The organism is Pseudomonas sp. MM213, assembly GCF_020423045.1.
In the GTDB taxonomy this organism is placed as follows: domain Bacteria; phylum Pseudomonadota; class Gammaproteobacteria; order Pseudomonadales; family Pseudomonadaceae; genus Aquipseudomonas; species Aquipseudomonas migulae.
Window position 1 is genome coordinate 2243550 of record NZ_CP081943.1, and the last position, 22104, is coordinate 2265653.

The 22104-nt window shown below is 58.6% G+C and carries 26 protein-coding genes; 14 read left to right on the plus strand and 12 right to left on the minus strand.

Annotated elements, in window-relative coordinates; translation table 11 throughout:
• Positions 1-110 precede the first annotated feature (110 nt).
• The gene (locus K5R88_RS10175) at positions 111-941 is read right to left on the minus strand and encodes an alpha/beta fold hydrolase (RefSeq protein WP_008029447.1); all 831 of its coding nucleotides are present in this window, start codon (positions 939-941) and stop codon (positions 111-113) included.
• Positions 942-1175: 234 nt separating this feature from the next.
• Between K5R88_RS10175 and K5R88_RS10180 the strand changes: the two genes are divergently transcribed.
• A complete protein-coding gene (locus tag K5R88_RS10180; protein ID WP_008029448.1) occupies positions 1176-1625 on the plus strand; it encodes a MerR family transcriptional regulator in 450 nt (149 codons plus the stop codon).
• 53 nt (positions 1626-1678) lie between these two features.
• Here K5R88_RS10180 and K5R88_RS10185 read toward each other — a convergent pair whose 3' ends face one another.
• The 3 genes from K5R88_RS10185 to K5R88_RS10195 all read right to left on the minus strand — a co-directional run bounded on the left by K5R88_RS10185 (position 1679) and on the right by K5R88_RS10195 (position 7209).
• On the minus strand, positions 1679-2683 hold the full coding sequence (locus K5R88_RS10185) for an acetoacetate decarboxylase (ADC) (protein ID WP_226299913.1): 1005 nt from the start codon (positions 2681-2683) through the stop codon (positions 1679-1681).
• Positions 2684-2948: 265 nt separating this feature from the next.
• Positions 2949-3713, minus strand: coding sequence for a tetratricopeptide repeat protein (locus tag K5R88_RS10190; protein ID WP_226299914.1), 765 nt, complete (start codon positions 3711-3713; stop codon positions 2949-2951).
• Positions 3714-4386: 673 nt separating this feature from the next.
• Complete coding sequence (locus tag K5R88_RS10195; RefSeq protein WP_226299915.1) at positions 4387-7209, minus strand: amino acid adenylation domain-containing protein; 2823 nt, start codon at positions 7207-7209, stop codon at positions 4387-4389.
• 135 nt (positions 7210-7344) lie between these two features.
• Between K5R88_RS10195 and K5R88_RS10200 the strand changes: the two genes are divergently transcribed.
• Complete coding sequence (locus tag K5R88_RS10200; protein ID WP_226299916.1) at positions 7345-8781, plus strand: M15 family metallopeptidase; 1437 nt, start codon at positions 7345-7347, stop codon at positions 8779-8781.
• Between the two features lie 4 nt (positions 8782-8785).
• On the opposite strand, the gene K5R88_RS10205 is transcribed toward K5R88_RS10200, so the two are convergent.
• Genes K5R88_RS10205 through K5R88_RS10215 form a run of 3 tightly spaced genes read right to left on the minus strand, consistent with a single transcriptional unit; the run spans position 8786 to position 10699 of the window.
• On the minus strand, positions 8786-9244 hold the full coding sequence (locus tag K5R88_RS10205) for a GNAT family N-acetyltransferase (RefSeq protein WP_192227350.1): 459 nt from the start codon (positions 9242-9244) through the stop codon (positions 8786-8788).
• 20 nt (positions 9245-9264) lie between these two features.
• Positions 9265-9639, minus strand: a complete 375-nt coding sequence (locus tag K5R88_RS10210; protein ID WP_192227349.1) for a nuclear transport factor 2 family protein — start codon at positions 9637-9639, stop codon at positions 9265-9267.
• The gene (locus K5R88_RS10215) at positions 9629-10699 is read right to left on the minus strand and encodes a sterol desaturase family protein (RefSeq protein ID WP_226299917.1); all 1071 of its coding nucleotides are present in this window, start codon (positions 10697-10699) and stop codon (positions 9629-9631) included. Before K5R88_RS10215 ends, K5R88_RS10210 begins: the two co-directional genes overlap by 11 nt.
• Before the next feature lie 176 nt (positions 10700-10875).
• Here K5R88_RS10215 and K5R88_RS30735 point away from each other — a divergent pair, with 176 nt between their 5' ends.
• Positions 10876-11001 (plus strand): hypothetical protein, encoded by a 126-nt coding sequence (locus tag K5R88_RS30735; RefSeq protein WP_268945199.1) that lies wholly within the window; start codon positions 10876-10878, stop codon positions 10999-11001.
• Between the two features lie 622 nt (positions 11002-11623).
• On the opposite strand, the gene K5R88_RS10220 is transcribed toward K5R88_RS30735, so the two are convergent.
• The gene (locus K5R88_RS10220) at positions 11624-12157 is read right to left on the minus strand and encodes a cysteine hydrolase family protein (RefSeq protein ID WP_226299918.1); all 534 of its coding nucleotides are present in this window, start codon (positions 12155-12157) and stop codon (positions 11624-11626) included.
• A 69-nt stretch (positions 12158-12226) separates the two neighbouring features.
• The gene (ggt, locus tag K5R88_RS10225; protein WP_192227345.1) at positions 12227-13954 is read right to left on the minus strand and encodes a gamma-glutamyltransferase; all 1728 of its coding nucleotides are present in this window, start codon (positions 13952-13954) and stop codon (positions 12227-12229) included.
• A gap of 149 nt (positions 13955-14103) precedes the next feature.
• Between ggt and K5R88_RS10230 the strand changes: the two genes are divergently transcribed.
• Positions 14104-14616, plus strand: coding sequence for a methylated-DNA--[protein]-cysteine S-methyltransferase (locus K5R88_RS10230; protein WP_207286696.1), 513 nt, complete (start codon positions 14104-14106; stop codon positions 14614-14616).
• Between the two features lie 108 nt (positions 14617-14724).
• On the opposite strand, the gene K5R88_RS10235 is transcribed toward K5R88_RS10230, so the two are convergent.
• Both K5R88_RS10235 and K5R88_RS10240 read right to left on the minus strand, forming a co-directional pair.
• Positions 14725-15312, minus strand: coding sequence for an NUDIX domain-containing protein (locus tag K5R88_RS10235; protein WP_008045277.1), 588 nt, complete (start codon positions 15310-15312; stop codon positions 14725-14727).
• Positions 15313-15362: 50 nt separating this feature from the next.
• Positions 15363-15800, minus strand: a complete 438-nt coding sequence (locus K5R88_RS10240) for a hemerythrin domain-containing protein (RefSeq protein WP_226299919.1) — start codon at positions 15798-15800, stop codon at positions 15363-15365.
• Positions 15801-15946: 146 nt separating this feature from the next.
• Between K5R88_RS10240 and K5R88_RS10245 the strand changes: the two genes are divergently transcribed.
• Positions 15947-16390: a GNAT family N-acetyltransferase gene (locus tag K5R88_RS10245; RefSeq protein ID WP_223553311.1), complete on the plus strand. Its 444-nt coding sequence runs from the start codon at positions 15947-15949 to the stop codon at positions 16388-16390.
• Positions 16391-16476: 86 nt separating this feature from the next.
• Here the strand turns inward: K5R88_RS10245 and K5R88_RS10250 are convergent, their stop codons facing one another.
• Positions 16477-16827 (minus strand): hypothetical protein, encoded by a 351-nt coding sequence (locus tag K5R88_RS10250; protein WP_008029480.1) that lies wholly within the window; start codon positions 16825-16827, stop codon positions 16477-16479.
• A gap of 162 nt (positions 16828-16989) precedes the next feature.
• Between K5R88_RS10250 and K5R88_RS10255 the strand changes: the two genes are divergently transcribed.
• The 9 genes from K5R88_RS10255 (at position 16990) to K5R88_RS10295 (ending at position 22005) form a co-directional block, all read left to right on the plus strand.
• Complete coding sequence (locus K5R88_RS10255) at positions 16990-17238, plus strand: hypothetical protein (protein WP_008045271.1); 249 nt, start codon at positions 16990-16992, stop codon at positions 17236-17238.
• Positions 17239-17258: 20 nt separating this feature from the next.
• A complete protein-coding gene (locus K5R88_RS10260; RefSeq protein WP_008029485.1) occupies positions 17259-17588 on the plus strand; it encodes a DUF6388 family protein in 330 nt (109 codons plus the stop codon).
• A 28-nt stretch (positions 17589-17616) separates the two neighbouring features.
• Complete coding sequence (locus K5R88_RS10265) at positions 17617-18321, plus strand: YoaK family protein (protein WP_008029486.1); 705 nt, start codon at positions 17617-17619, stop codon at positions 18319-18321.
• A 206-nt stretch (positions 18322-18527) separates the two neighbouring features.
• Positions 18528-18920, plus strand: coding sequence for a sulfurtransferase complex subunit TusD (tusD, locus tag K5R88_RS10270; RefSeq protein WP_223416604.1), 393 nt, complete (start codon positions 18528-18530; stop codon positions 18918-18920).
• Between the two features lies 1 nt (position 18921).
• A complete protein-coding gene (gene tusC / locus K5R88_RS10275; RefSeq protein WP_223416597.1) occupies positions 18922-19284 on the plus strand; it encodes a sulfurtransferase complex subunit TusC in 363 nt (120 codons plus the stop codon).
• Positions 19284-19577 (plus strand): sulfurtransferase complex subunit TusB, encoded by a 294-nt coding sequence (gene tusB / locus K5R88_RS10280; protein ID WP_226299920.1) that lies wholly within the window; start codon positions 19284-19286, stop codon positions 19575-19577. Before tusC ends, tusB begins: the two co-directional genes overlap by 1 nt.
• Positions 19574-19909 (plus strand): TusE/DsrC/DsvC family sulfur relay protein, encoded by a 336-nt coding sequence (locus K5R88_RS10285; protein ID WP_008043792.1) that lies wholly within the window; start codon positions 19574-19576, stop codon positions 19907-19909. Before tusB ends, K5R88_RS10285 begins: the two co-directional genes overlap by 4 nt.
• Positions 19906-20907: a glycosyl transferase family protein gene (locus tag K5R88_RS10290; protein ID WP_207286703.1), complete on the plus strand. Its 1002-nt coding sequence runs from the start codon at positions 19906-19908 to the stop codon at positions 20905-20907. The genes K5R88_RS10285 and K5R88_RS10290 overlap by 4 nt, the downstream gene beginning before the upstream one ends.
• A 90-nt stretch (positions 20908-20997) precedes the next feature.
• Complete coding sequence (locus K5R88_RS10295; protein ID WP_008043794.1) at positions 20998-22005, plus strand: glutathione S-transferase family protein; 1008 nt, start codon at positions 20998-21000, stop codon at positions 22003-22005.
• The last annotated feature ends 99 nt before the right edge of the window (positions 22006-22104 follow it).

Below are 22104 nucleotides of genomic sequence, written 5' to 3' on the forward strand. Positions count from 1 at the left end.
TATTGGTTTGCCTTGTGGTCGGGTAGCAGTGTTTGATAAAGCTGGTAGACAGTGGGGGCGAGTCCATACATAAATAAGGGCAGGATTTTCACCCGCCCTCCTCCGGTTGCCTAACCTCGCAGGAAAGCGAGCAAATCGGCGTTGATCGTATCGGCGTTCGTTGTAGGCATTCCGTGTGGGTAGCCCGAGTAGGTTTTCAGCGTGCTGTTCTGCAAGAGTCTGGCTGACAAGGGCCCGGAGTTTTCATAAGGCACGATCTGATCATCATCACCATGCATCACCAGCACGGGGATCTTGATGCTCTTCAGATCGTCGGTAAAGTCGGTCTGGGAAAAGGCTACGATCCCGTCGTAATGTGCCTTTGCACAGCCCATCATGCCTTGGCGCCACCAGTTCAGGATGATGCCCTCTGACGGTTTGGCGCCCGGACGGTTGTAACCGTAGAAAGGTCCCGCTGGAACGTCGTGGTAGAACTGTGCACGGTTGGCTTTGAGCTGTGCCTGCAAGTCATCGAAAACCGACTTCGGCAAGCCACCTGGATTCGCCGGGGTCTGAACCATTAGCGGAGGCACGGCGCTGATGATGGCGGCCTTGGACACTCGATCTTCGCCGTGGCGAGCAATGTAATGAATGACTTCGCCACCGCCGGTGGAGTGCCCCACATGGGCTGCGCCCTGCACGCCAAGATGATCGACTACGGCCGCGACATCATCGGCATAGTGATCCATGTCGTGCCCGTCCCAGACCTGGCTGGATCGCCCATGACCGCGTCGGTCGTGTGCAACCACCCGGTAGCCGTTCGCCAGGAAAAAAAGCATTTGCGCATCCCAGTCGTCCGCGCTGAGCGGCCATCCGTGATGGAAAAAGACCACTGGGGCATCGCGTGGTCCCCAGTCTTTATAAAAGATCTCAACACCGTCCTGCGTAGTGACATAACCCATGTTCGCATCTCCCGAATGAAATGGAGGCCATGACCAGAATCGTGTACTGATCGTGCCCCTTGTTGAACAAGTGCAGCCCACCCCATAGGCGGTACTGAGACGGGTCCTGGTCCGGCTTTCGCCTATCCCTGCATTCCATGGCGTTTGAGCAACGCATGACATCCGCGCCGCTTGGCCACCAAATCACTTTAGGTTTAAAGTCAACTTTAAGGTCAATGGTTTTCTGGGGGGAATATGAGAATAGGCGAACTGGCGAAAATCAGCGGATTGGCGCCTTCACGTATTCGTTTCTACGAAGCGAGCGGCCTGATTAAATCTGTCGTGCGCAAAGCCAATGGGTATCGGGACTACGCCCCTGACACGGAGTGGGTTCTGGAGATCATCACGGGTGCTCAGGCGGCGGGTTTTTCATTGGAAGAAATCCGACAATTGCTGCCGATGAATGCGAACGGTTGGCAGCATGAAGAGTTGCTCAGCGGGCTCAAACGCAAGGTTGAGGAAATCGAAGTCCTGCAGCAACGGCTGGCCCAGAATAAAGCGCAACTTCTTCTGGTTATCGAGGGCATTGAAAGCAAGCCGGAAGGCATGGGTTGCGTGGACAACACGCAGTTGTTATTGCATCGCCTGCGCGAGGAAGGTGTGGCGGCAGCACCGCGCGGCCGTGATACCGCATCGTCCAAGTAAGGCGTCACCTGTCAGGCTTATGAGGCCTGACAGATTTTTGCCGGCAGGTTTAGTTAGTGCGTGTCAGCCAGTGCCGCCAACGGCTTCGGCGCGTAGAGCGCACTTTGGAACGCTGGCACGTATTCGTACTTCATCATTTTCCCCAGTTTCAAGGAGCGGATGTAGTTCGACAGGCTGCCGTCGCCCAGCGTGAGGGTTGCCGAATCCTCGTTTCTGCTGGAGCCGTGGCTGAGCTGGCGGGAAATCGCATACCCATAGGCTAACCGGCCTTGGTAATCGAGATTGGTGAAACTGCTGGTGACGATATCGACGTCACTGGACAGGTCGTCGAGCTTCTGCGCTTTGAAGGACACGTCCACTTTGCCCGTCTCGCTATCGGTAATGTCATAGACCACCGATTGGGCATCTTCTTTGCGGTCAATCCCCGTCAGCCATTTCGGCAGGTTGTAACCGACGACACCACGAACCCTCGCAAGCTCTGTATTGACCGGTAACTTGAGTACATAACCCCAGAAGTCTCCAGACATCGACTGGCCAATCAGCGTAACCGGCCCCAGATTGGCTTTGCCCGGTTTGTTGGTGATGATCGACACCGCGACTTCGTTATAGGCGTCGTTATCGCAGTGCTCATAGGTGTAAGCGGTAAACGCAATCAGGCCTCGACCAGGCCAGATTTGCAGAGGCTGGACGGTTGCCAACACTTCGGGTGGCATCAGTGCCCGGAGCTTGTCCAGATCTGCCGTATAGACAGCCGTTACGCGACTGTTCTGGTAGTAAAAGTTTGGCGAGAACGATTCGAAGCCTATGTCGACCTTGTTCTTCTCCAACCCTTTGAACCAACTCAAATCAACGCCCGGTACTTCTGCTGCAATCACCGACAAAGGAGGGTTGGAGCGAAAGCGATCGTACAAACCGCCCTTGACGACGGGCACCTGGTGACCGGCGATATCGATCATGGCTGTGTCGGTCGGGCTGGGCATTTCAGGCATCCCCGCCAACGCATGGTTGGCGAACGTGTTGAACAGCAATCCTGTTAAAACGGCGCTTGCGAGTTTCAATCTGTCTCTCTCCAGGTGATTGCATCTGCTTGATGGCGTCGGCCAGGGCAGGCTTCTGAGGCCGGCTTGAAATCACCTTAACGTTAAACTGAACTTTAAGGTCAAGCGCTGGAAAGGCAGATTTTCAGTTTGTTCGCAGCAGCGTTTTCAACGTGCCATCGACCAGGATTCAGCGATTCGAGATTGAGGGTTTTGGCCCTTCATCGGTGATGGCAAAGCTCACCCTCCTGTCCTCAAATGAGTCCATATACGGTCACCCAGAAGCTCAACCGCGGACCAAATAGGCCCCTGGCGGAACCCGATGTCGCAGCTTCTTGCATTTGCCGGGTGCGGGCTGGTGCCCCGGTGGGCGATCCGGGAACCAGATTCGGCATTTGCCCGGCGGCGGCCAATGGCCCCGGGGAATCTCGACCGCATCGTTTGTACCCGCAGGCTCGGTGGAAGCCATTTGCATGTTTCCTTCGGGCCCCGGCCTGCCAACCATAGGCGAGTCCAATACCGGCGCAGCCTCTGCGCGAGCGAAGCTGCCAGCGTCGCGCCCAGCATTCTGAGCGGGGTGTTCAGCAATGCTGATTTCTTCTTCGCTGCGCCTTTGGGTCTCCACTTCCGGTTTGTTCAGTACGGCGACCCTGTCTGCGTTGGCACTGGGTGGGATACCGGAAGCCTGGGCCCGCTGCGCAGCCTGTATCAATTGCAAGTTGCGGTTACGTAACTCGACGTTACGCCCCACCCGAATGTTCGAGCGCATCCCCAAGGTTTCAGCCTGCTGGTACTGCCCCTGCTGAAGACGCAACACACCGAGGTAATGCAGCGTCGCGGGATTGTTCGGCTGAATATGCAGGGCCCGCTCCAGCGTGGCAGCAGCCTGGTCCAACTGGCCATTTTCATACTGCCGCGAAGCCGTTTCGATCAAGGTGGTTGATGCGCTGTTGCTTTGCGCTGTCGCTCTTCGCTCAGCAGCCACCGAATAAAGCGACGCGCTGGCGCATAACGCCAGGATGAAACCTGTCAGAAAACGTTTGGTTGGCATCAGTGGGCGAACTCGATTGATCTCTCGTGGCACGATCGTACAACCGACCACAGCACTCGATACAGGGCTCCAACTGACCTGCCCGGCAGCCTGAAGTTCCCGCTGCAACGGCCACTGTAACCCGTGTTTTTTTTGCCACCCCATCACTAAGCGTGAAGGTTGATGCAACTTAAAAGCGCTGGTGATATCGACCTTGAGCTGCGCACCAATCCATGGCCGGGGCGGCACCTAAAACGGACTGGCTACACCAATCAACTGTAGGAGCCGGCTTGCTGGCGATAGCGATGTGTCAGTCAACGCATGTATTGGCTGAACGGACGCTATCGCCAGCAAGCCGGCTCCTACAGGGATTCGCGTGTGCTTTTGATTTTCACCACTCATCAGGTCGAGCGTTAGCTCGCCTTCAGCTTTTGATCTGAGCGCCCCTCGAGGGCATGCCGAGCCACAGCGAGGCTCAAGCGGACAGGCTACCTAGACATGACACCAATCAACTGTAGGAGCCGGCTTGCTGCGGGCGGCGTTCCGACGATAGCGGTGGGTCAATCGACACATCTGTCGCCTGAAAGGACGCCATCGTCGGAACGCCGCCCGCAGCAAGCCGGCTCCTACAGGGGGAACGTGTGCAGACGCCGGTAGGCCGCTTCGCCCCCCATCCATTAGAAAAAGCTCACCATCAAGCCACACGCTCAACCGTATCCGAACCGCTCTTCTTGCCTGCGCCACTCCAGCGCACCAAAACGATTCGAACAACTTTGTTCCACACATACGCGACCGCGATGCCACCTACGACGGCAAAGACCACCGCGACCCCAGGCAGGTCAACAATATGCCGGGCCAGGGACTGGAATTGAAAATGCGTCAGATAAATAAACAGCGTTGACGATGCAACCAACGCAAGCCCCCGCGCGATGAGACCTGGCACCGGAATTGACTTGACCCAAATCAGAGAGAGAACTGCAGGGATGGCGATATCAACATAATCCTTCGCAACTTCCTGCGCCCCCGTCCCGAAGATTGCCAGAAGATCCTCCCCACCCATCACAACCACAGCAACCGCACTGACGATCCACTTCTGGGCACTTGAATGAGCGTAGTGAACGGCCATTCCAAGCACCATGACTGCAAGATAATGCTGTGGCACGCGGTTATAGAGCGGTGACGCGTCAAACAGAAACGCACTGATCACAATGTCGGCCACGGCCAATGCACATGCCGCCAGAACAAGGCAGCGAAACGGGTTCGCAACAATGATGTTCCTGACGCGCTCGAACGACAGAACAAACCCGATGATGACAATCATCTGCAGGAGCACTTCAACATACCAGTAGGCAAAGCCGCCCATCATCGTCGGTGGAAACCAGTTGGAGATCAGCAACATCGTTTGCCAATGAACCTGGTCGAACAGTATCTGATTCAAAAGTGTGTAAAGGATGGTCGGCACCGCAATAAAGACCACTGACCTGACCAGCGTACGCACATTGCCGCGTTCATTGATGGCTTGAAACTGGAACCTCGCCAGACTGATACCCGAGATCAGAAACAATACCGTCGTCTCCCCGACCACTGACCAGGTCGAGAACAGATGAAGATGCCCAATGACAATCAGGATTATCGAGATAACACGTAAAAGGACAGGGACTTCCATTGCCCTGATGGACAGCTTTGAACTGCTGGTTTTACCGGCCAACCCACACAGTTCATGTACCGGTGTCATTTCCCATTGATCGGGCAGATGGCCGATCAGTTCTTCAAGCACCATTGAGGCCTGAACGAACGACAGCGAATCCCCACCCAGCTCGACAAACGTCAGGTTTGCATCGATGCGCGGGACCTGGAGTATTTCGGCCCAAGCCTGTGTCAGTTTTAACGCAAGCGGCGATAGATCCTGATCGGAATGGATGGACGCCGCCTCTGTGTTGGCAGCTATCCGCGGCAGCGCCCGCCTATCGATCTTTCCGTTCGGCGTCAGTGGAATCGCATCCAGAAAGACGAACAACGCCGGCACCATGTATTCCGGAAGCCGAGTGTTGAGGTGCTCACGCAGTTCACCCGTTGAAACAGCGTTGATTGAAACGCAATAGGCCACCAGCCTGACCTGCGCGTTTTCATTGACGGCAAGCACAACGCACTGCTTGATCAGCGGATGTTTCGAAAGTGCGCCTTCGATTTCAGCCAGCTCAATACGATGTCCGCGAATCTTGACCTGACTATCGCCCCGCCCCAGAAAGCTGACTCTGCCATCTGAAAGATAAGTCCCAAGGTCGCCGGTTCTATAACAAATGTCGTTCTCGACATTGGTAAACGGATTCACCACAAACTTTTCCCGGGTTTGCGCGATGTCCTCCCAGTAACCCTGCGCCAAGTAAGGGCTGCGTATCAGGATTTCTCCGACCTCACCTTCATGCACCAATTGACGGGTGTCATTCACGACCAGCAATTGCGCGTTTTTAATGCCTCTACCCAGTGGAATCCTGGAATTGTCGGCTTCAGGGTCGACGTGGTGGTACGCCATTGCCTGAGGCGTTTCCGTCGTACCGTAAAAATTGACACTGACGGCATTGGGGGCGATCACGCACATTTGCTCGAACAGCGAAATGCCTAATGCATCGCCACCCCAGAACAAGTATCGAAGCGCGTTGAATCTTGCACCCTGAAGTGTTGCGCCGGTTCCTATCAGCCTTCCCAACGGCGGCGTCAGATGAATAATCGAAATGGCATTTTTTTGTATCCACGCCGCCAATGCCACAGGGTCTATGACGGTCGACTGTGCGGGAACGATAACTTTTGCGCCAATCGACAGCGGGGTAAATACATCCCGGTACACAGGGTCATGCCCCAGCCCGGACAGCAGCGAAAAGCAATCGTCTTTTGACAAGGAATGGCGCTGGGTATGCCACTCAATGAAATGCACCAACGGCGCATGAGTGGCCACGATGCCCTTCGGTTCGCCGGTGCTGCCCGATGTGAAGGTGATATAGGCCGGCTGTGCAGGGTCGACTTGCGGCAAGGCATGTTGGTGAAAGGCGAACTCACGCAATGAATCGGCGGGGTCTTCCGCAATGCTGACGATCCGTGGAGCCGGACGCCCGGCCTCCAGGTGTTCGGAATCGAGATCGACGGTGGCCCCACCGCAAAGCAGGACAAAGGAAGGCTTTAGCATTCGGATGATTTGCCCGATGCGCGCAGGTGGATACGCAACGTCGGCAACGGTGAACGTCGACCCGGCACGCAAGGCGCCGAGCATTGCATAGACCAACCCCGCACAGCGATTGGAAACAATAACCACCCGGTCGGATTCGGTCGCGCCATTGACCTTCAGGAAGGACGCAATGCCATGGCTGATCTGTTCAAGCTGACGATAACTGCACGTCGCGTCGTGAGAGACGACCGCAATGGCGTCAGGCGAGCGCTGTGCCTGTTGCAAGAAGTCCATGAATATCGGGCGATCGGCACAATACTCCAGATTAAGCGTCGGATTTGGGCGATGATCCTGCATCTTGGATTTATGCTCCGCATGATCTGTACGAGGTTAACGTCGTGATCCGGAAATGCAGACTGAGGTTAGTCCCCCTCACCTCAGTCTGCTACCTTTCCCCCGTTCATTGCGTACCCGGCATCCTGGAGACATCGCATGCGCCCTCTTCGCACCATCGCCCGCCCCTGGCTGCAATCGCTGCTGTTGCTGGGCAGCGTCCTGGCGGGCATGTCCAGTGCCGAGCCGCGGCCGGGGCACATGGTCTATCTGCGAGCGATTGATCCGAGCATCGAGCAAGACATTCGCTACGCCAGCCCCCACAACTTCACCGGTCACCCACTCGACGGTTATGCCGCCGCCGAATGCCTGTTGACGCTGGACGCCGCCAAAGCGCTCGCCCGGGTACAAGCGTCGTTGCGCACGCAAGGCTACGGTTTGAAGGTGTTTGATTGTTATCGCCCGAATCGGGCGGTGGCCGATATGGGCCGCTTTGCCACCGAACCGGGCGACCCACGCAAGGCCGAGTTCTACCCGCGTGTGGACAAGCAGGACTTCTGGCGCCTGGGGTATGTGGCGCGGGTGTCGAATCACTCCAGAGGCTCGACCGTGGACCTGACACTCACCGGGCCCAAGGCGTTGCCCGCCAGCACCTGGACGCCCTCGGCCACGCAGGTCGATTGCACCGCCCCCTACGATCAGCGCTGGCATGACGGCGCACTCGACATGGGCACCGGCTTCGATTGCTTCGATGAGCGGGCGCATACCGCCAACCCGACGATCAATGCGACCGCGCAGGACAATCGCCAGCGGCTCGGCAGCGCCATGGCAAAAGAAGGCTTCTCCGGGTACTCGAAAGAATGGTGGCACTTCACTTATGGCAGCGCACAGGCACCGAACAACGTGATGGATTTCCCCATTACGCCGCTCGACGCCAATGCCGCACTCGACGCCAGCCATCAGCTGATTGTGGTCACCACAAAAAACTGGGATGACCTGCAAGGCAGCGCCCAGCGCTATGAGCGCGACGGGAACAGCTTCCGCAAATATGGCGAGGCGTTTGCGGTGGTGGTCGGCAAAAACGGCATGGCCTGGGGCAAAGGGTTGGACAACGTTGAGCCAGGTGCAGAACCCGTCAAACACGAAGGCGATGGAAAAGCGCCGGCCGGGATTTTCACGCTGGGAACAGCGTTCGGTTACGAGACCAGCGCCGACACGAAACTGCCCTACCTCGCACTGACAGCGACCACCGAATGCGTGGACGACAGCCATTCCGAACACTACAACACCCTGGTCGACGGCGCGGCGATGCCCAAGGACTGGAACAGCTCAGAACGCATGCGCAGCGAAGAAGGCTATCGCAAAGGCATTGTCATCGAGCACAACACACCAGCGTCCCCCGCCTCGGGCTCGTGCATCTTTTTCCACATCTGGCGTAGCCCGACATCGCCGACGGCGGGTTGCACGGCCATGGATCAGGCGGACATCAGCCGATTGTTCGACTGGCTCGATCCGCAACAGTCTCCCCTGCTGGTGCAAATGCCCGAGGCGCAATACGAGCACGTTCGCGAGCGCTGGAACCTGCCGGAACGGTGACCGGTCAGCCCTGCTTCAAATCCAGGCAATAGGTGTAGTAACCCGTATCGCGCACATAGCCCAAGGCTTCATACAACCGCTGCGCACCGTGATTGTCCGTGGCGGTTTCCAGCACCAGGCCTTTGGCGCCGCTCAACACCGCGAAGTCGCGCGCGGTGTTCATCAGCCGCGTTGCGACCCCGCGTCCTCGGGCGGCAGGCGCGGTGAACAGGTCGCCGAGCAGCCAGGTGCGATGCGCATCGATAGACGAAAAGGTCGGGAACAACTGGACGAAACCCAGTGCTTCGCCGTCGGTGTCCCGGGCGAAGAAGATCACGGATTCATCCCGGGCAATGCGCTCGGCGATAAAGTGGCGGGACTGATTCAGGTTCGAGGGCTGGCCATAAAACCCCCGATAGGCGTCGAAGAGGCTGGCGACTTGATCGATGTGCGTTGCGTCGGCGCGATGTACCTGAACATCCATCTCAATGGTCTCCGTGCGGTTCACGACTCATGGTAGTAGTACAGTTTGTTGATGATGACCCAGCGATCATCGATCTTCAGTAACGACAGGTAATCGGTAAACCTCATCCCCGCATAATCATCGATGATTTTTACGGCGGCGGCGTCGCCTGTTATGTCCAGGTCAATCACTTCCCAAAAAGGCTTCACCTCTTTTGCCGCCGGGCCTTCGGTTTTGATCGCGTCGACAAACTCATCAAGGGACAGCCATTCAAGCGCTTTTTGGAAGTGACCGATGATGCGACAAGACGGATGAAATGCTTTTCGCAACGAGGCTTCGTCAGCGAAGACCATACCCTCGACATAAAGTTTGACGGCTTCTTTGACAGACTCTTTTTCCGCGGAATCAGTTGTCATGTCTCACCTCCACTTCTGCTAACGCATTCTGGATTGTTCGCAAGGGCGCCCGCGAACGATCAGGTCGTTTGGTCGAACGGACCTTGCGGGCGATGTCCACAAACGGCGTGACGATCAGGCTGTAAACCGTCAGGTAACGCTCAGAATCCTGATCACCGGTGCCGAACCGCAGGGCTTCGGGTTTCGACGTGGTGACGTAGAGCGTGCCGAACATCCAGTCCCACAGTGACAGGTTGATGCTGAAGTTCTTGTTGAAATGGTGCGGTGCGTCGCTGTGATGAATCTGGTGCTGGGCCGGGCTGTTCAGCACATGTTCGAACACCGGGCCGAACGACAGCCAGACATGACTGTGACGCAGGTTTCCCACCAGCCCGTTGAGGATGAACACCAGCCAGGTTACGCCGAACAAAGTATAGCGGCTGATCTCGCCGCCGCAGGCGTACCAGAAGACGCCGGCATAGGCGCCGATGCCGATGATCGTCGAGAGTTTTTCGACAATCTTTTCCACGAAATGAACCCGGCTGGCGGTCGCTGGAACCAGCACCGGCGCCGAATGGTGGACCTTGTGGAATGCCCACAGCCATTTGGAATGGAAGGCGCGGTGCGCCCAGTAGGCCATGAAGTCTTTCACCAGGAAAACGCCCAGCCCGTAGAGCAAGGACAGTGAAAGATTCTGCTCCACTTGCACCCGTGCGCCCCACAGGTTGGTGAAAAAGGCGATGTAGTCTCCGGAGCGCAGGACGAGCGGGTCCACCAGACCGACAATCGGCAACACCAACGCCACTTTCAGAATCGCCCGCACGAAGTAGTAGCGGTAATCGAGCAACGCCGAACGATGGAAATACACCCGACGCCCGCCGATGAACTGCCCGAACGACTGCGCGTCGGTGAGACCTCGATGTTTCCTGAACCGGAACAGGGCGTAAGCGATGCTGTAAGACGAGAACAGAAACAGTACACCCATGCGCCCGTTCAGATCGAAAAGGCCCAGGAACTGGCGAGTGACGGGCTCAATCACCCACTCGGTCAGGCCGTTAAAAAGCAGCACAAGGGCATCCACCAGGAGCTTGCCTCCCTCAAAGAAAAGGTATTGGAATTTAACCGCAACAGAGAACGGTTCTTAAGTGTAGATTGAGTTCAAGCCTCTGCACATCCCCCTACTCAGAGATTGGATCTGCTTCCTCACCATAGGGTTTGCGGCTGACGTAAAGCCGCGGGACTTTCCGGAGGCTCAACATGAGCGAACCCACCCCCACGATCTACCTGTCCGATACATCCGACCGGGCGCTGTTCGACTGGATCGCCGATGAATTGCAGGTTTTCGATCAAGAAAAATCGATGGGTACGCACCCCAATCCGTAGGAGCCAGGCTTGCCGGCGAAGGCGTCCGTGAAATCACCATCGCCGGCAAGCCGGCTCCTACAGGTTTTGCGTGAACCCTCAATCCCCAACACCCTCGCGATTTGTAGGAGCCAGGCTTGCCGGCGATGGCATCCGTGAAATCGCCATCGCCAGCAAGCCGGGCTCCTACAGGTTTGGGGTGAACCCGCCATCTCGGACATCCCGCGATCCGTAGGAGCCGGCTTGCTGGCGATGGCGTCCGTGAAATCGCCATCGCCAGCAAGCCAGGCTCCTACAGGTTTTGCGTGAACCCTCAATCTCCAACACCCTCGCGATTTGTAGGAGCCGGCTTGCTGGCGATGGCGTCCGTAAAACCGCCATCGCCAGCAAGCCGGGCTCCTACAGGTTTTGCGTGAACCCTAAATCTCCAACACCCTCGCGATCCGTAGGAGCCCGGCTTGCCGGCGATGGCGTCCGTAAAATCGCCATCGCCAGCAAGCCGGCTCCTACAGGTTTTGCGTGAACCCGCCATCCCGGACATCCCACAATCCGTAGGAGCCGGCTTGCCGGCGATGGCGTCCGTGAAATCGCCATCGCCAGCAAGCCGGCTCCTACAGGGTTGGGGGGCCCGTCATCTTGGGTGCTAGAACGTGATGTCGGCGGCGGGTATCACGTCGATCCGTGCCACTGAACCGGTCAAATGCGCCAGGTCCTTGTTGTGCTCGGCGATGATGTCTTCGGCGGGGATGTTGCCGTTGTCGACCGTGGAGTGAGCGTCAGCCGCCAGCACCACGTCGTACCCCAGTTGCAACGCCTGACGCACTGTGGCGTTGACGCAATAGTCGGTTTGCAAACCGCAAATGACCAGGCGTTCGAAATCCTGCACCGGCAGCAGCTTTTGCAGGTTGGTCTGGTAGAACGAATCCGGTGTGGTCTTGCGTACGTGCCAATCCTTGGTCGAGGTCTCCAGCCCTTCGGCCAGTTGCCAGCCGTCAGCGTTATACGCCAGCGGACTGCCTTCTTCCTCATGCTGAATCAGCACCACCGGAACCCCGGCCTTTCGGGCACGGGTGCTGAGCCCGTTAATGGTGTCGATGACACGTGAGATTTCGAAGCACTCGTACTCGCCCGTGCAAAGTGCTCGCTGGACATCGATGATCAACATTGCAGTGGTCATGGTTCCATCCTTGATCTGTCGTTGGGTCAGGGGACAGAAACTAAATCCGTCCCCTTCCAAACACAACCCTCAATAACCGAGAGACAACCCGGTGTTACGACGCGGATCGTTCGCTCCGTAGAAACGGTTTTTGCCCACCGGTTTACCTTCCAGCGACGGCGCCCCGACCAGGATCGCGGCGATATGGTTGGCATCCTGCGGCCCTGCAAACTTGTGGCCCCAGCTTTCAAGCAGTTTCACCGTGTCCGGACTGGTGGTGAACGCCTCCAGGTTGGTCTCTTCCGGCAACCACTGCTGGTGGAAACGCGGCGCATCCACCGCCTCCTGGATGTTCATGCCGTAGTCGATCACGTTGAGGATGGTCAGCAAGGTCGCGGTGATGATGCGGCTGCCGCCGGGGGTGCCGACGACCATCACGACTTTGCCGTCCTTGGTGACGATGGTCGGGCTCATGGACGACAGCGGCGCCTTGCCCGGCGCGATGGCGTTGGCCTCCCCTTGCACCAGACCGTACATGTTCGGCACGCCGATTTTCGAGGTGAAGTCGTCCATTTCGTCGTTGAGGATGACCCCGGTTTTGCTGGCCATGACCCCGGCGCCAAACCAGTCGTTCAAGGTGTAGGTCACCGACACCGCGTTGCCCCATTTATCGACGATGGAGTAATGGGTGGTGTTGCTGCCTTCGTGCGGCGCGACGCCGGGTTTGAGCTCGCGGGACACACCGGCCTTTTGCGGATTGATGGCAGCGCGGATTTTGCTCGCGTAGTTTTTATCCAGCAAATGGGCGATCGGATTTTTCACGAAGTCCGGGTCGCCGAGGTAGCTGTTACGGTCGACATACGCGTGGCGCATGGCTTCGATCTGGTAATGCATACCCTGCGCCGAGCGGTACCCCAGGTCTTTCATCGGGTAGCCGTCGAGGATGTTCATGATCTCGCAGATCACTACGCCGCCGGAGCTTGGCGGTGGTGCCGAGACCACGTGGTAGCCACGGTAATCGCACTCGATGGGTGCCAGTTCGCGGGTCTTGTATTTGTCGAGGTCGGCCTGGGTGATGATGCCTTTGTTGGCCTGACTGGAGGTGACGATCGCGTCAGCGACCCAGCCCTTATAGAAACCGTCGGCGCCCTTCTCGGAGATTTCCCGTAGGGTTTTGCCGAGGTCTTTTTGCACCAGTTTCTGGCCGACTTGCATCGGCTCGCCGTTGCTCAGGAAAATCGAGCCGGAATCTTTCATGTCCTTTTTGAAGACGTCGGTGGCGGACTCCAGCAAATCGACATCGCCCTGCTCCAGCACAAAGCCGTCTTCAGCGAGTTTGATCGCCGGGGCGATCACTTCCTTGCGCGGTTTGGTGCCGTAGGTTTTCAGCGCCAGTTCCATACCAGACACGGTGCCCGGCACGCCGACCGCCAGATGACCACGGGTGCTGAGGTCCGGGACGACGTTGCCCTCTTTGTCGAGGTACATGTCGGCAGTGGCGGCCAGCGGGGCTTTTTCGCGGAAATCGAGGAAGGTCTTGCGCCCGTCCGCCAGTTGAATGGTCATGAAACCACCGCCGCCCAGGTTACCTGCCGCGGGATACACCACTGCCAGCGCATACCCGACCGCGACGGCGGCATCGACGGCGTTACCACCGTTCTTGAGCACATCGACGCCCACATGACTGGCCAGATGCTGGGCCGTGACCACCATGCCGTTTTCGGCGGCGACGGGGGCGACAGAAGCGGCGTGAGCCGCCAGGCAACTGAGTGCCAATGAAGTCGCGATGAGCGATTTGGCAAAAGGTTCGAACTTCATGAGTCGGTCTCTTTTTGTTTTTAGGGTCGGTAAAAAAACAGAGAAAACGTTTCAAGAGCAGTACGCAGTATGGTCGGGATTGCGTATTGCGCCTCCCCGTCGAGGCAGTATGCTTGCCGCCTGCTCACCTGTTTTCGGAGTCCGCCCGCATGAGTTACACCTTCACCACCATGGCGTCGCCGGTCGGCGAGTTGAAGCTGGTCGCGAACGGTTCGAGACTGGCGGCCATCCTCTGGGAAAACGACAAACCGAATCGCGTACGGCTCGGGCCGATGAGTGAGGCGGCGGACAACCCGGTCCTGGTGCGCGCGGTTCAACAGTTGCAGGAATACTTCGCAGGCACACGAAACCGCTTCGACCTGGAACTGGATTTCGCCGGGACGGACTTTCAGAAAAAGGTGTGGCAGGCCCTGCTGACCATTCCGTTCGGCGAAACGCGCAGCTATAGCCAGATTGCCGAGCAGATCGGCAACCCGAGCGCAGTGCGTGCAGTGGGTGCGGCGAATGGCAAGAACCCGATCTCGATTATTGCGCCGTGCCATCGGGTGATCGGCGCGTCGGGGAAATTGACCGGGTTTGCAGGTGGGCTTGAGGCGAAGGAATTATTGCTGACCCTGGAAGGCGGCCAATGGGGTGGGACCGGGCGACTGGAAGGCTTTTGACCTTGCTTTATGTAGGAGCGAAGCTTGCTCGCGAAGGTGTGTCAGCAACGGTGCTGTCGCCTGACACACCTTCGCGAGCAAGCTTCGCTCCTACAGGGGATTGCGTGCTCAGGTGAACATATTTTTCATGGCGGCGTACTGCAGCAGCATGATGGTCTTCGCGTCGCAGATCTCCCCGCGATAAAACGCTTCCAGTGCGGCCTCGAACGGCCACTCCAGCACTTCCAGTTCTTCGGTCTCTTCTTCGAGCCCGCCGCCCTCGCCGACTTTCGATGAAGCATCGTATTCGGCGATGAAAAAATGCAGTTTCTCAGTCACCGAGCCGGGGCTCATGTAGGCCTCGAACACCTTCTGCACATGGTGCACGCGATAACCGGTTTCTTCCTCCGCTTCATCGCGGATGCGTTCTTCGGGCGCAGCGCCTTCGAGCAATCCCGCAGCCACCTCGATCAACAGACCGTCGTGACCATTGACGAACACCGGCAAGCGGAATTGCCGGGTCAGTACGACGGTTTTCTTCTCGCGGTTGAACAGCAGAATCGCCGCGCCATTGCCACGGTCATAGACCTCGCGAGTCTGGCGTTGCCATTCGCCGTTGTTGCGCTGGTAATCGAAGGTGATTTTCTTCAGCAGATACCAGTCGTGGGACAACACCTGGGACTCGACGATGTTGACCCGCTCGGCTGTGTTCGGCATGACAACGCATCCTTATTTCGTCAGAAAACGCCCATCTTAGACGAAGGTCCTCACGAAAGTTGAGCCTTGTATTCCCTCTCGTATTGCCTGGCGAGCGTTTCTTTCTGCTGGTCGTCGAGCAGCTTGCCGGCCATCTGGAAGAACTTCTGCTCTTCTTCCTCCAGATGGTGATGGACCTTCTCCGAGAGCTTCTTCGCGGTCGCCAGCCAGCCCGGGCTGGACATCTCGGTCTCGTCGAGTTCCTCCATCATTTCGTCCATCTCGTGATGTTCCGAAATCGCGTGGCGACTGAGGTCGACACCGTTGTCGAACTCCATCAGCGGGATATAAAAATGCCGCTCTTCTGCAGTTTCGTGTGCCTGGAGTTCTGACTTGAGCTGCTTGTAGGCTTCAACGCGCTCCGGGGTGTCGCCGCTGGTCTTGACCAATGCGACGGCGTAGGTGCGTTGGCGGTCATGGCTTTCGCGCAAGGCTTCGAAAATGTTCATTGGCAATCCTCATCGGCCGCGTTCTGGAATGACGCTGTAAAGGCTAGACATCTGCGCGCTGGCGACGGTTCCTCTGAATAACGAGGGATAGAACAATCGTCGCGACCCGGATACGCTCGTGCATCACTGCCATAAGGATGTAGCCGATGACACTCAGCATCGAACAGTCGCACAACCCGACACCGGAAGATCGCGAGGCGATCCTTGCACCGTTGCGAGCCTACAACGTCGCCCAAGCGGGGGACGGCAAAGCGCAACCGCTGGCCCTGCTGGTACGCGATGACCAGGGCGAAATTCTCGGCGGGCTGTACGGCCGGTTTTTCTATCAATGGTTGTTTATCGAATTGCTGTCGGTGCCGGAACAGGGCCGGGGACAAGGCATCGGTTCCAGGCTGATGCAGATGGCCGAAGACCTGGCGCGGGAGAAGGAATGCGTGGGGATCTGGCTGGACACCTTCGACTTTCAGGCGCCGGAGTTCTACAAGAAGCTTGGGTTCAGCGAGTTGGGGCAGATCGTTGACTACCCGCCGGGGCACAAGCGCTTCTTTTTCCAGAAGCGCCTGATCAATAAAGCCGAACTCTCCCTGTAGGAGCATGGCTTGCCAGCGAAGGCGTCCGTGAAATCGCCATCGCCGGCAAGCCGTGCTCCTACAAAGGTATTGCGGTGCTCAAAAGATCAGAGGCAGGTAGCCAGCGCCGCCAAACGGCGCTTGGCGACAAAGTCGTCATGCTGCGCGTAGTAACTCAACGCCGTCCCTGACGCATCGGTGGTCACGTCCACAAAGGACTCCGCCGAACGCGTGTAAACGGTAGACCCACCCTTCTTACCCGGCTGCAAATAAGCGCCCGCATCGACGCCGAATACTGCCTCGTCCTGCCACGCGAACTGCACGCACTGGGCGACGACTTTTTCCGGTTTGTCCGAAGTCAGGGTTTTGTACGGGGTGCCCGTGCGGGCATCGTTCATCACCGAACCGGCGCATCCCGCCAGCAACGTTGCGGCCAGCGCCACCATCAGAATTCGCATTGCGTGTGCTCATCAAGAAAAAGCGGACTGTATCACCGTGGGCCGGCGTATCGTTCTGCTTTACTTCATTTATACCGCGACACCGCGCAACGATTCGCGCACCCTGTCGCGCCAAACGCTGCATCGCCCTTATTTCCGGGCTCATTTTTTTCTGGAACGTCCATGACACCCAACGCCGAATTCTACAAACCGACCGCTGAATATGCCGACAAGCTGATCAGCCAGATCGGCCAGACGCCTTCCTGGATCGCCAAGCGAATCGGCGTCACCGACAAGCGGATCCGTTACATCCTCGACGGCGAACGTACCGTCAAGGGCGAAACCACGCCGATCCAGATGACCTACTGCGAGCAGTTTGCCCTCGAATGCCTGGCCGCAGCGGCCAAGGCCAGCAAGAAGCAGTCCGTGTAACCCATTCTCAAGGAGCGACCATGGCGGCAACCGAACAGCAACACGAGCAGGCGCTGCAGAAGTTTCTCGATGAGCGACCTGAACTGCGCCACGAACTCGACAACCTCAACCCGCTGCTGGCTCAGGCCAAGGGCGAAACCGCAGCGCAGTTTCGCGACGAGCGCTTGCATGAAGCGTTCGAAGCCGAGGCCGAACGCCTGGGGTTGTTTGCCTGGGAGCTGACCCTGCAACTGACCGCCGCGACACCGGAGGACTACGAAGCTCAACGCCTGAACGTACACCGGGAAGTGGCCGAGATGGCGGGGATGGACTGGCTGGAGTATTGCGAGTTATATGGTCTGATCCCATAACCGTCGCCGCACAAGGATCCCGCCACCGATGCTGCCTTCGTCTTCCACGACCCGCGCCAGTCCGGGGCATCTGCACACTCAGAAATGGCGCGGCCGCATCGGCCTGTCGCTGGTGGCCGCACTCTCGGTGCTTGCCGGCATGACCGACGCTATCGGCTTCATGGCCAGCGGCGATTTCGTTTCCTTCATGAGCGGCAACACCACCCGCCTCGCCGTGGCGATCAGCGACGGCGACATGGGCCTGACCCTGCGCCTGCTGCTGCTCGTGGCCACGTTCATCCTCGGCAACGCCTTGGGCATTGTCGTCAGCCGTGTCGGCGGGCGCCGCGCGCTGCCCTTGCTGTTGTGCATCGCCATGTTGCTGTGTGCGGCGGCGGCCTGGCCTTATGACGAACAATTGCCGGCGCTGCTGGCGGCGATCATCGCGATGGGCATGCTCAATGCCGCCGTCGAAGAAGTGAATGGCCTGCCGGTGGGCCTGACTTACGTGACGGGCGCCCTGTCGCGCTTCGGTCGCGGCCTGGGACGCTGGATGCTCGGCGAGCGGCGCAATGGCTGGCGGGTGCAGCTGATCCCCTGGACCGGAATGTTTGCCGGCGCGGTGCTGGGGGCTGTGCTGGAGCATCATCTTGGACTCAGGGCGTTGTTTGTCAGCGGGTTGCTGGCGGGGGCGCTTGGAGTGCTGTCGTTGAGGATTCCAAGGCGTTGGCAGTTGGGGTATATGCCGCGTTGAGCTCGGGTGTACATCCGGAACCTTTAGGCTGCCTGGCAGGCCGCCATCGCCAGCAAGCCGGCTCCTACAAGGGGTTTGCGGTGGGTCGCGGTCTTGCATAAGACACAGATCCTGTAGGAGCCGGCTTGCTGCGGGCGGCGATCCGACGATGGCGACAACTCGGTCCACGCCTTATCATGGCCGCAGTTTCGCTGATCGAGTCCGTCATGAAGTTCGCCATCGCGCTGTTTTCCGCCGCCCATGCGCCCTCCTCGCGCCGTGCCTTGCTGTTCGCCCAGGCTGCGCTGGCCGGCGGGCATGAGATTGTCCGGCTGTTTTTCTATCAGGATGGCGTCTACAACGCGTCCGCCAGCGTGGTCACGCCGCAGGATGAACTGGACCTGCCCAAGCAATGGCGCGCCTTTGTGGCCGAACATCAACTGGACGGTGTCGTCTGCATCGCCGCCGCCCTGCGTCGTGGCGTATTGAACGACGAAGAAGCCCAGCGTTATCAGCGCGAAGCGGTCGCCGTCGGCGCGCCGTGGGAATTGTCCGGTCTCGGTCAGTTGCATGACGCGGTGCAGGACGCCGACCGACTGATCTGTTTCGGAGGTGCGTGACATGCCTAAATCCTTGCTGATTATCAGCCGTCAGGCGCCGTGGTCCGGGCCGAGCGCACGCGAAGCACTGGACATCGTGCTGGCCGGCGGTGCCTTCGACCTGCCGATCGGCCTGCTGTTTCTTGATGACGGGGTGTTCCAGCTCGCGCCGAAACAGGACGCCAAGGCCCTGCAACAAAAAGACTTGAGCGCCAACCTGCAAGCGTTGCCGATGTTCGGCGTCGAAGACCTTTTCGTCTGTGGCGACAGCGCCGCTGAACGCGGCCTGGCCCCGGACAGCTTGTCGCTGGAGGACGCCCAAGTGCTGGCCGCCCGCGAAATCACCGCCCTTATTGACCGTTACGACCAGGTGATCACCCTCTGATGTCGACTTTGCATGTGTTGTCTCATTCCCCGTTCGGCGACGACCGCCTGAGCAGTTGCCTGCGCCTGATCGGCGCGAACGATGCGCTGCTGCTGACCGGTGACGCGGTGTATGCGTTGCAACCGGGCACCGCGCCCTTCAACGCACTGATCGCCGGCAACCCGACGCTGTTCGTGTTGGCCGAAGACGCCCGGGCTCGTGCGGTGGAGGTTCCGGATACGGCCAAGGCGATCGATTATCCCGCCTTCGTCGAACTGTCGATTCACTACGACAAGGTCAACAGCTGGTTATGAATGCACTGACGGTCGGCGCCCGCGCCATCGAGTTGGACAAGGACGGTTTCCTGGTTGAACTGAGCGACTGGTCCGCCGACGTGGCCAGCGCCCTCGCCGCTGCCGAAGACATCGAGTTGAGCCCCGAACACTGGGAAATCCTCGAATTGCTGCGCAGCTTCTACGCCGAATTCCAGCTGTCCCCGGCGACGCGTCCGCTGATCAAGTACACAGCGTTGAAGCTCGGCCCGGAAAAAGGCAACAGCCTGCACCTGAACCGACTGTTCAAAGGCACCCCTGCCAAACTCGCCGCGAAACTGGCGGGCCTGCCCAAACCGACGAATTGCTTATGACCGATTATCCAGTGCTGACTCTAGAAACGCCCGCCGAACACCCCTTCGCCCAATTCGTGCGGATCCTCGGCAAAGGCAAGCGCGGCGCCCGCGACCTGACCCGCGAAGAAGCCCGCGAAGCCATGGGCATGGTGCTCGACGACAAGGTCGAAGACACTCAGCTCGGTGCATTTCTGATGCTGCTGCGGCACAAGGAAGAAAGCGCCGAGGAAATGGCCGGCTTCACCGAAGCCCTGCGTGAGCGCTTGCAACCACCGGCCTTGAATGTCGATCTGGATTGGCCAACCTACGCCGGCAAGAAACGCCATCTGCCGTGGTATCTGCTGGCGGCCAAGTGCCTGGCGCAAAACGGCGTGCGGATTTTCATGCACGGCGGCGGCGCACATACGGCCGGGCGGCTGTACAGCGAGCAACTGCTGGATGAGCTGAAGATCCCGTTGTGCCGCAACTGGCAACAGGTCGGCTCGGCGCTCGATAACGGCGGCCTGGCGTTCATGCCGCTGGTGGATTGGGCACCGCAACTGCAACGCATGATCGACCTGCGCAACACCTTGGGCCTGCGCTCGCCGATCCACTCCCTGACGCGCATTCTCAATCCGTTGAACGCCCGCTGCGGCCTGCAAAGCATTTTCCACCCCGGCTACCAGGCGGTGCATCGCGATGCCAGCGGCTTGCTCGGCGACACCGCGATTGTGGTCAAGGGCGATGGCGGCGAGATCGAGATCAACCCCGACACCGACAGCCACTTGTACGGCACCACCGGCGGCGAGAGCTGGGATGAGGAATGGCCGCAGCTGTCGGCGCAACGCCATGTCAAACCCGCCTCTCTCGATCCCGAGCATCTGAAAGCCGTATGGCGTGGCGACGTGGTCGACAGTTATCCGCAAATGGCGCTGATCTCGACCATGGCCCTCGCACTACGCGGCCTCGGCCAACCTCGCGAAATCGCCTTCGAAACAGCCCAGAAATATTGGGACGCACGGGACAGATCGATTTAACCGATCATAAGCGCCCAACCTTTGCGCTTTTTTATCGAACCTATCGGAATAGACTCCTCTCCAACGCTTATCGGTTGAGGAGTCTTGAACATGGGTTTGTTAGTCGAAGGTCGCTGGCATGACCAGTGGTACGAAAGCAGCAAGGACGGCGCGTTCCAGCGCGAACAGGCGCAGCGGCGAAACTGGCTGACCGCCGACGGCACGCCCGGCCCGACCGGTGTGGGTGGCTTTGCCGCCGAGGCGGGTCGTTATCACCTCTACGTATCGCTCGCCTGTCCGTGGGCGCATCGCACACTGATCCTGCGCAAACTCAAAGGCCTTGAAAGCCTGATCGACGTGTCGGTGGTCAGTTGGCTGATGCTGGAAAACGGCTGGACCTTCGACAAGCACTTCGGCTCGACCGGCGACAAGCTCGATCACTTCAACTTCATGCACCAGCGCTATACCGCCGACACTGCCGACTACACGGGCCGCGTCACCGTGCCGGTGCTCTGGGACAAGCAGCAGAATCGCATCGTCAACAATGAATCGGCGGAGATCATCCGCATGTTCAACGGCGCATTCGATGACTTGACCGGCAATGACCTGGATTTCTATCCGGCGCCGTTGCGCGGCGAGATCGATGCGTTGAATGAGCGGATTTATCCGGCGGTGAACAACGGTGTGTACCGCGCCGGGTTCGCGACATCGCAGACGGCTTATGAAGAGGCGTTTGACGGGTTGTTTGCGGAACTGGATCGACTGGAACAGCTGTTAGACGCCAATCGTTATCTGGTGGGCGAATACCTGACCGAAGCGGACATTCGCCTGTTTACCACGCTGATCCGCTTTGATGCGGTGTACCACGGGCACTTCAAGTGCAACCTGCGGCGGATTGCCGATTATCCGAACCTGTCGAACTGGCTGCGCGAGATTTATCAGTGGCCGGGGATTGCCGAGACGGTGGATTTTCAGCACATCAAGAACCACTACTATGGCAGCCACAAGACCATTAACCCGACCGGGGTTGTGCCGAAGGGGCCGGAGCAGGACTTTACCGTGGCGCATGATCGGGCGCGGTTGAGCGGGAAAGGGGTTTGGCGCAAGAACAGCGCCTGATCCGGGTTCTATTTCGATTTTGAGGCCCCCTTCGCGGGCAAGCCTCGCTCCTACAGGTTTTGTGTCCACCCGCAATCGTGCGAACAACATAAAATCTGT

Bases quoted from the DNA above. Each gene is read 5' to 3' on its own strand.
- K5R88_RS10295 (WP_008043794.1), top strand. From the start codon at position 20,998: ATGGGTTTGTTAGTCGAAGGTCGCTGGCATGACCAGTGGTACGAAAGC.
- K5R88_RS10245 (WP_223553311.1), top strand. From the start codon at position 15,947: ATGACACTCAGCATCGAACAGTCGCACAACCCGACACCGGAAGATCGC.
- K5R88_RS10175 (WP_008029447.1), bottom strand. From the start codon at position 941: ATGGGTTATGTCACTACGCAGGACGGTGTTGAGATCTTTTATAAAGAC.
- K5R88_RS10285 (WP_008043792.1), top strand. From the start codon at position 19,574: ATGAATGCACTGACGGTCGGCGCCCGCGCCATCGAGTTGGACAAGGAC.
- K5R88_RS10220 (WP_226299918.1), bottom strand. From the start codon at position 12,157: ATGACCACTGCAATGTTGATCATCGATGTCCAGCGAGCACTTTGCACG.
- K5R88_RS10250 (WP_008029480.1), bottom strand. From the start codon at position 16,827: ATGCGAATTCTGATGGTGGCGCTGGCCGCAACGTTGCTGGCGGGATGC.
- K5R88_RS10180 (WP_008029448.1), top strand. From the start codon at position 1,176: ATGAGAATAGGCGAACTGGCGAAAATCAGCGGATTGGCGCCTTCACGT.
- K5R88_RS10210 (WP_192227349.1), bottom strand. From the start codon at position 9,639: ATGACAACTGATTCCGCGGAAAAAGAGTCTGTCAAAGAAGCCGTCAAA.
- K5R88_RS10265 (WP_008029486.1), top strand. From the start codon at position 17,617: ATGCTGCCTTCGTCTTCCACGACCCGCGCCAGTCCGGGGCATCTGCAC.
- ggt (WP_192227345.1), bottom strand. From the start codon at position 13,954: ATGAAGTTCGAACCTTTTGCCAAATCGCTCATCGCGACTTCATTGGCA.
- K5R88_RS10240 (WP_226299919.1), bottom strand. From the start codon at position 15,800: ATGAACATTTTCGAAGCCTTGCGCGAAAGCCATGACCGCCAACGCACC.
- K5R88_RS30735 (WP_268945199.1), top strand. From the start codon at position 10,876: ATGAGCGAACCCACCCCCACGATCTACCTGTCCGATACATCCGACCGG.
- K5R88_RS10190 (WP_226299914.1), bottom strand. From the start codon at position 3,713: ATGCCAACCAAACGTTTTCTGACAGGTTTCATCCTGGCGTTATGCGCC.
- K5R88_RS10255 (WP_008045271.1), top strand. From the start codon at position 16,990: ATGACACCCAACGCCGAATTCTACAAACCGACCGCTGAATATGCCGAC.
- K5R88_RS10230 (WP_207286696.1), top strand. From the start codon at position 14,104: ATGAGTTACACCTTCACCACCATGGCGTCGCCGGTCGGCGAGTTGAAG.
- tusD (WP_223416604.1), top strand. From the start codon at position 18,528: ATGAAGTTCGCCATCGCGCTGTTTTCCGCCGCCCATGCGCCCTCCTCG.
- K5R88_RS10195 (WP_226299915.1), bottom strand. From the start codon at position 7,209: ATGCAGGATCATCGCCCAAATCCGACGCTTAATCTGGAGTATTGTGCC.
- K5R88_RS10290 (WP_207286703.1), top strand. From the start codon at position 19,906: ATGACCGATTATCCAGTGCTGACTCTAGAAACGCCCGCCGAACACCCC.
- K5R88_RS10205 (WP_192227350.1), bottom strand. From the start codon at position 9,244: ATGGATGTTCAGGTACATCGCGCCGACGCAACGCACATCGATCAAGTC.
- tusC (WP_223416597.1), top strand. From the start codon at position 18,922: ATGCCTAAATCCTTGCTGATTATCAGCCGTCAGGCGCCGTGGTCCGGG.
- K5R88_RS10235 (WP_008045277.1), bottom strand. From the start codon at position 15,312: ATGCCGAACACAGCCGAGCGGGTCAACATCGTCGAGTCCCAGGTGTTG.
- K5R88_RS10260 (WP_008029485.1), top strand. From the start codon at position 17,259: ATGGCGGCAACCGAACAGCAACACGAGCAGGCGCTGCAGAAGTTTCTC.
- tusB (WP_226299920.1), top strand. From the start codon at position 19,284: ATGTCGACTTTGCATGTGTTGTCTCATTCCCCGTTCGGCGACGACCGC.
- K5R88_RS10200 (WP_226299916.1), top strand. From the start codon at position 7,345: ATGCGCCCTCTTCGCACCATCGCCCGCCCCTGGCTGCAATCGCTGCTG.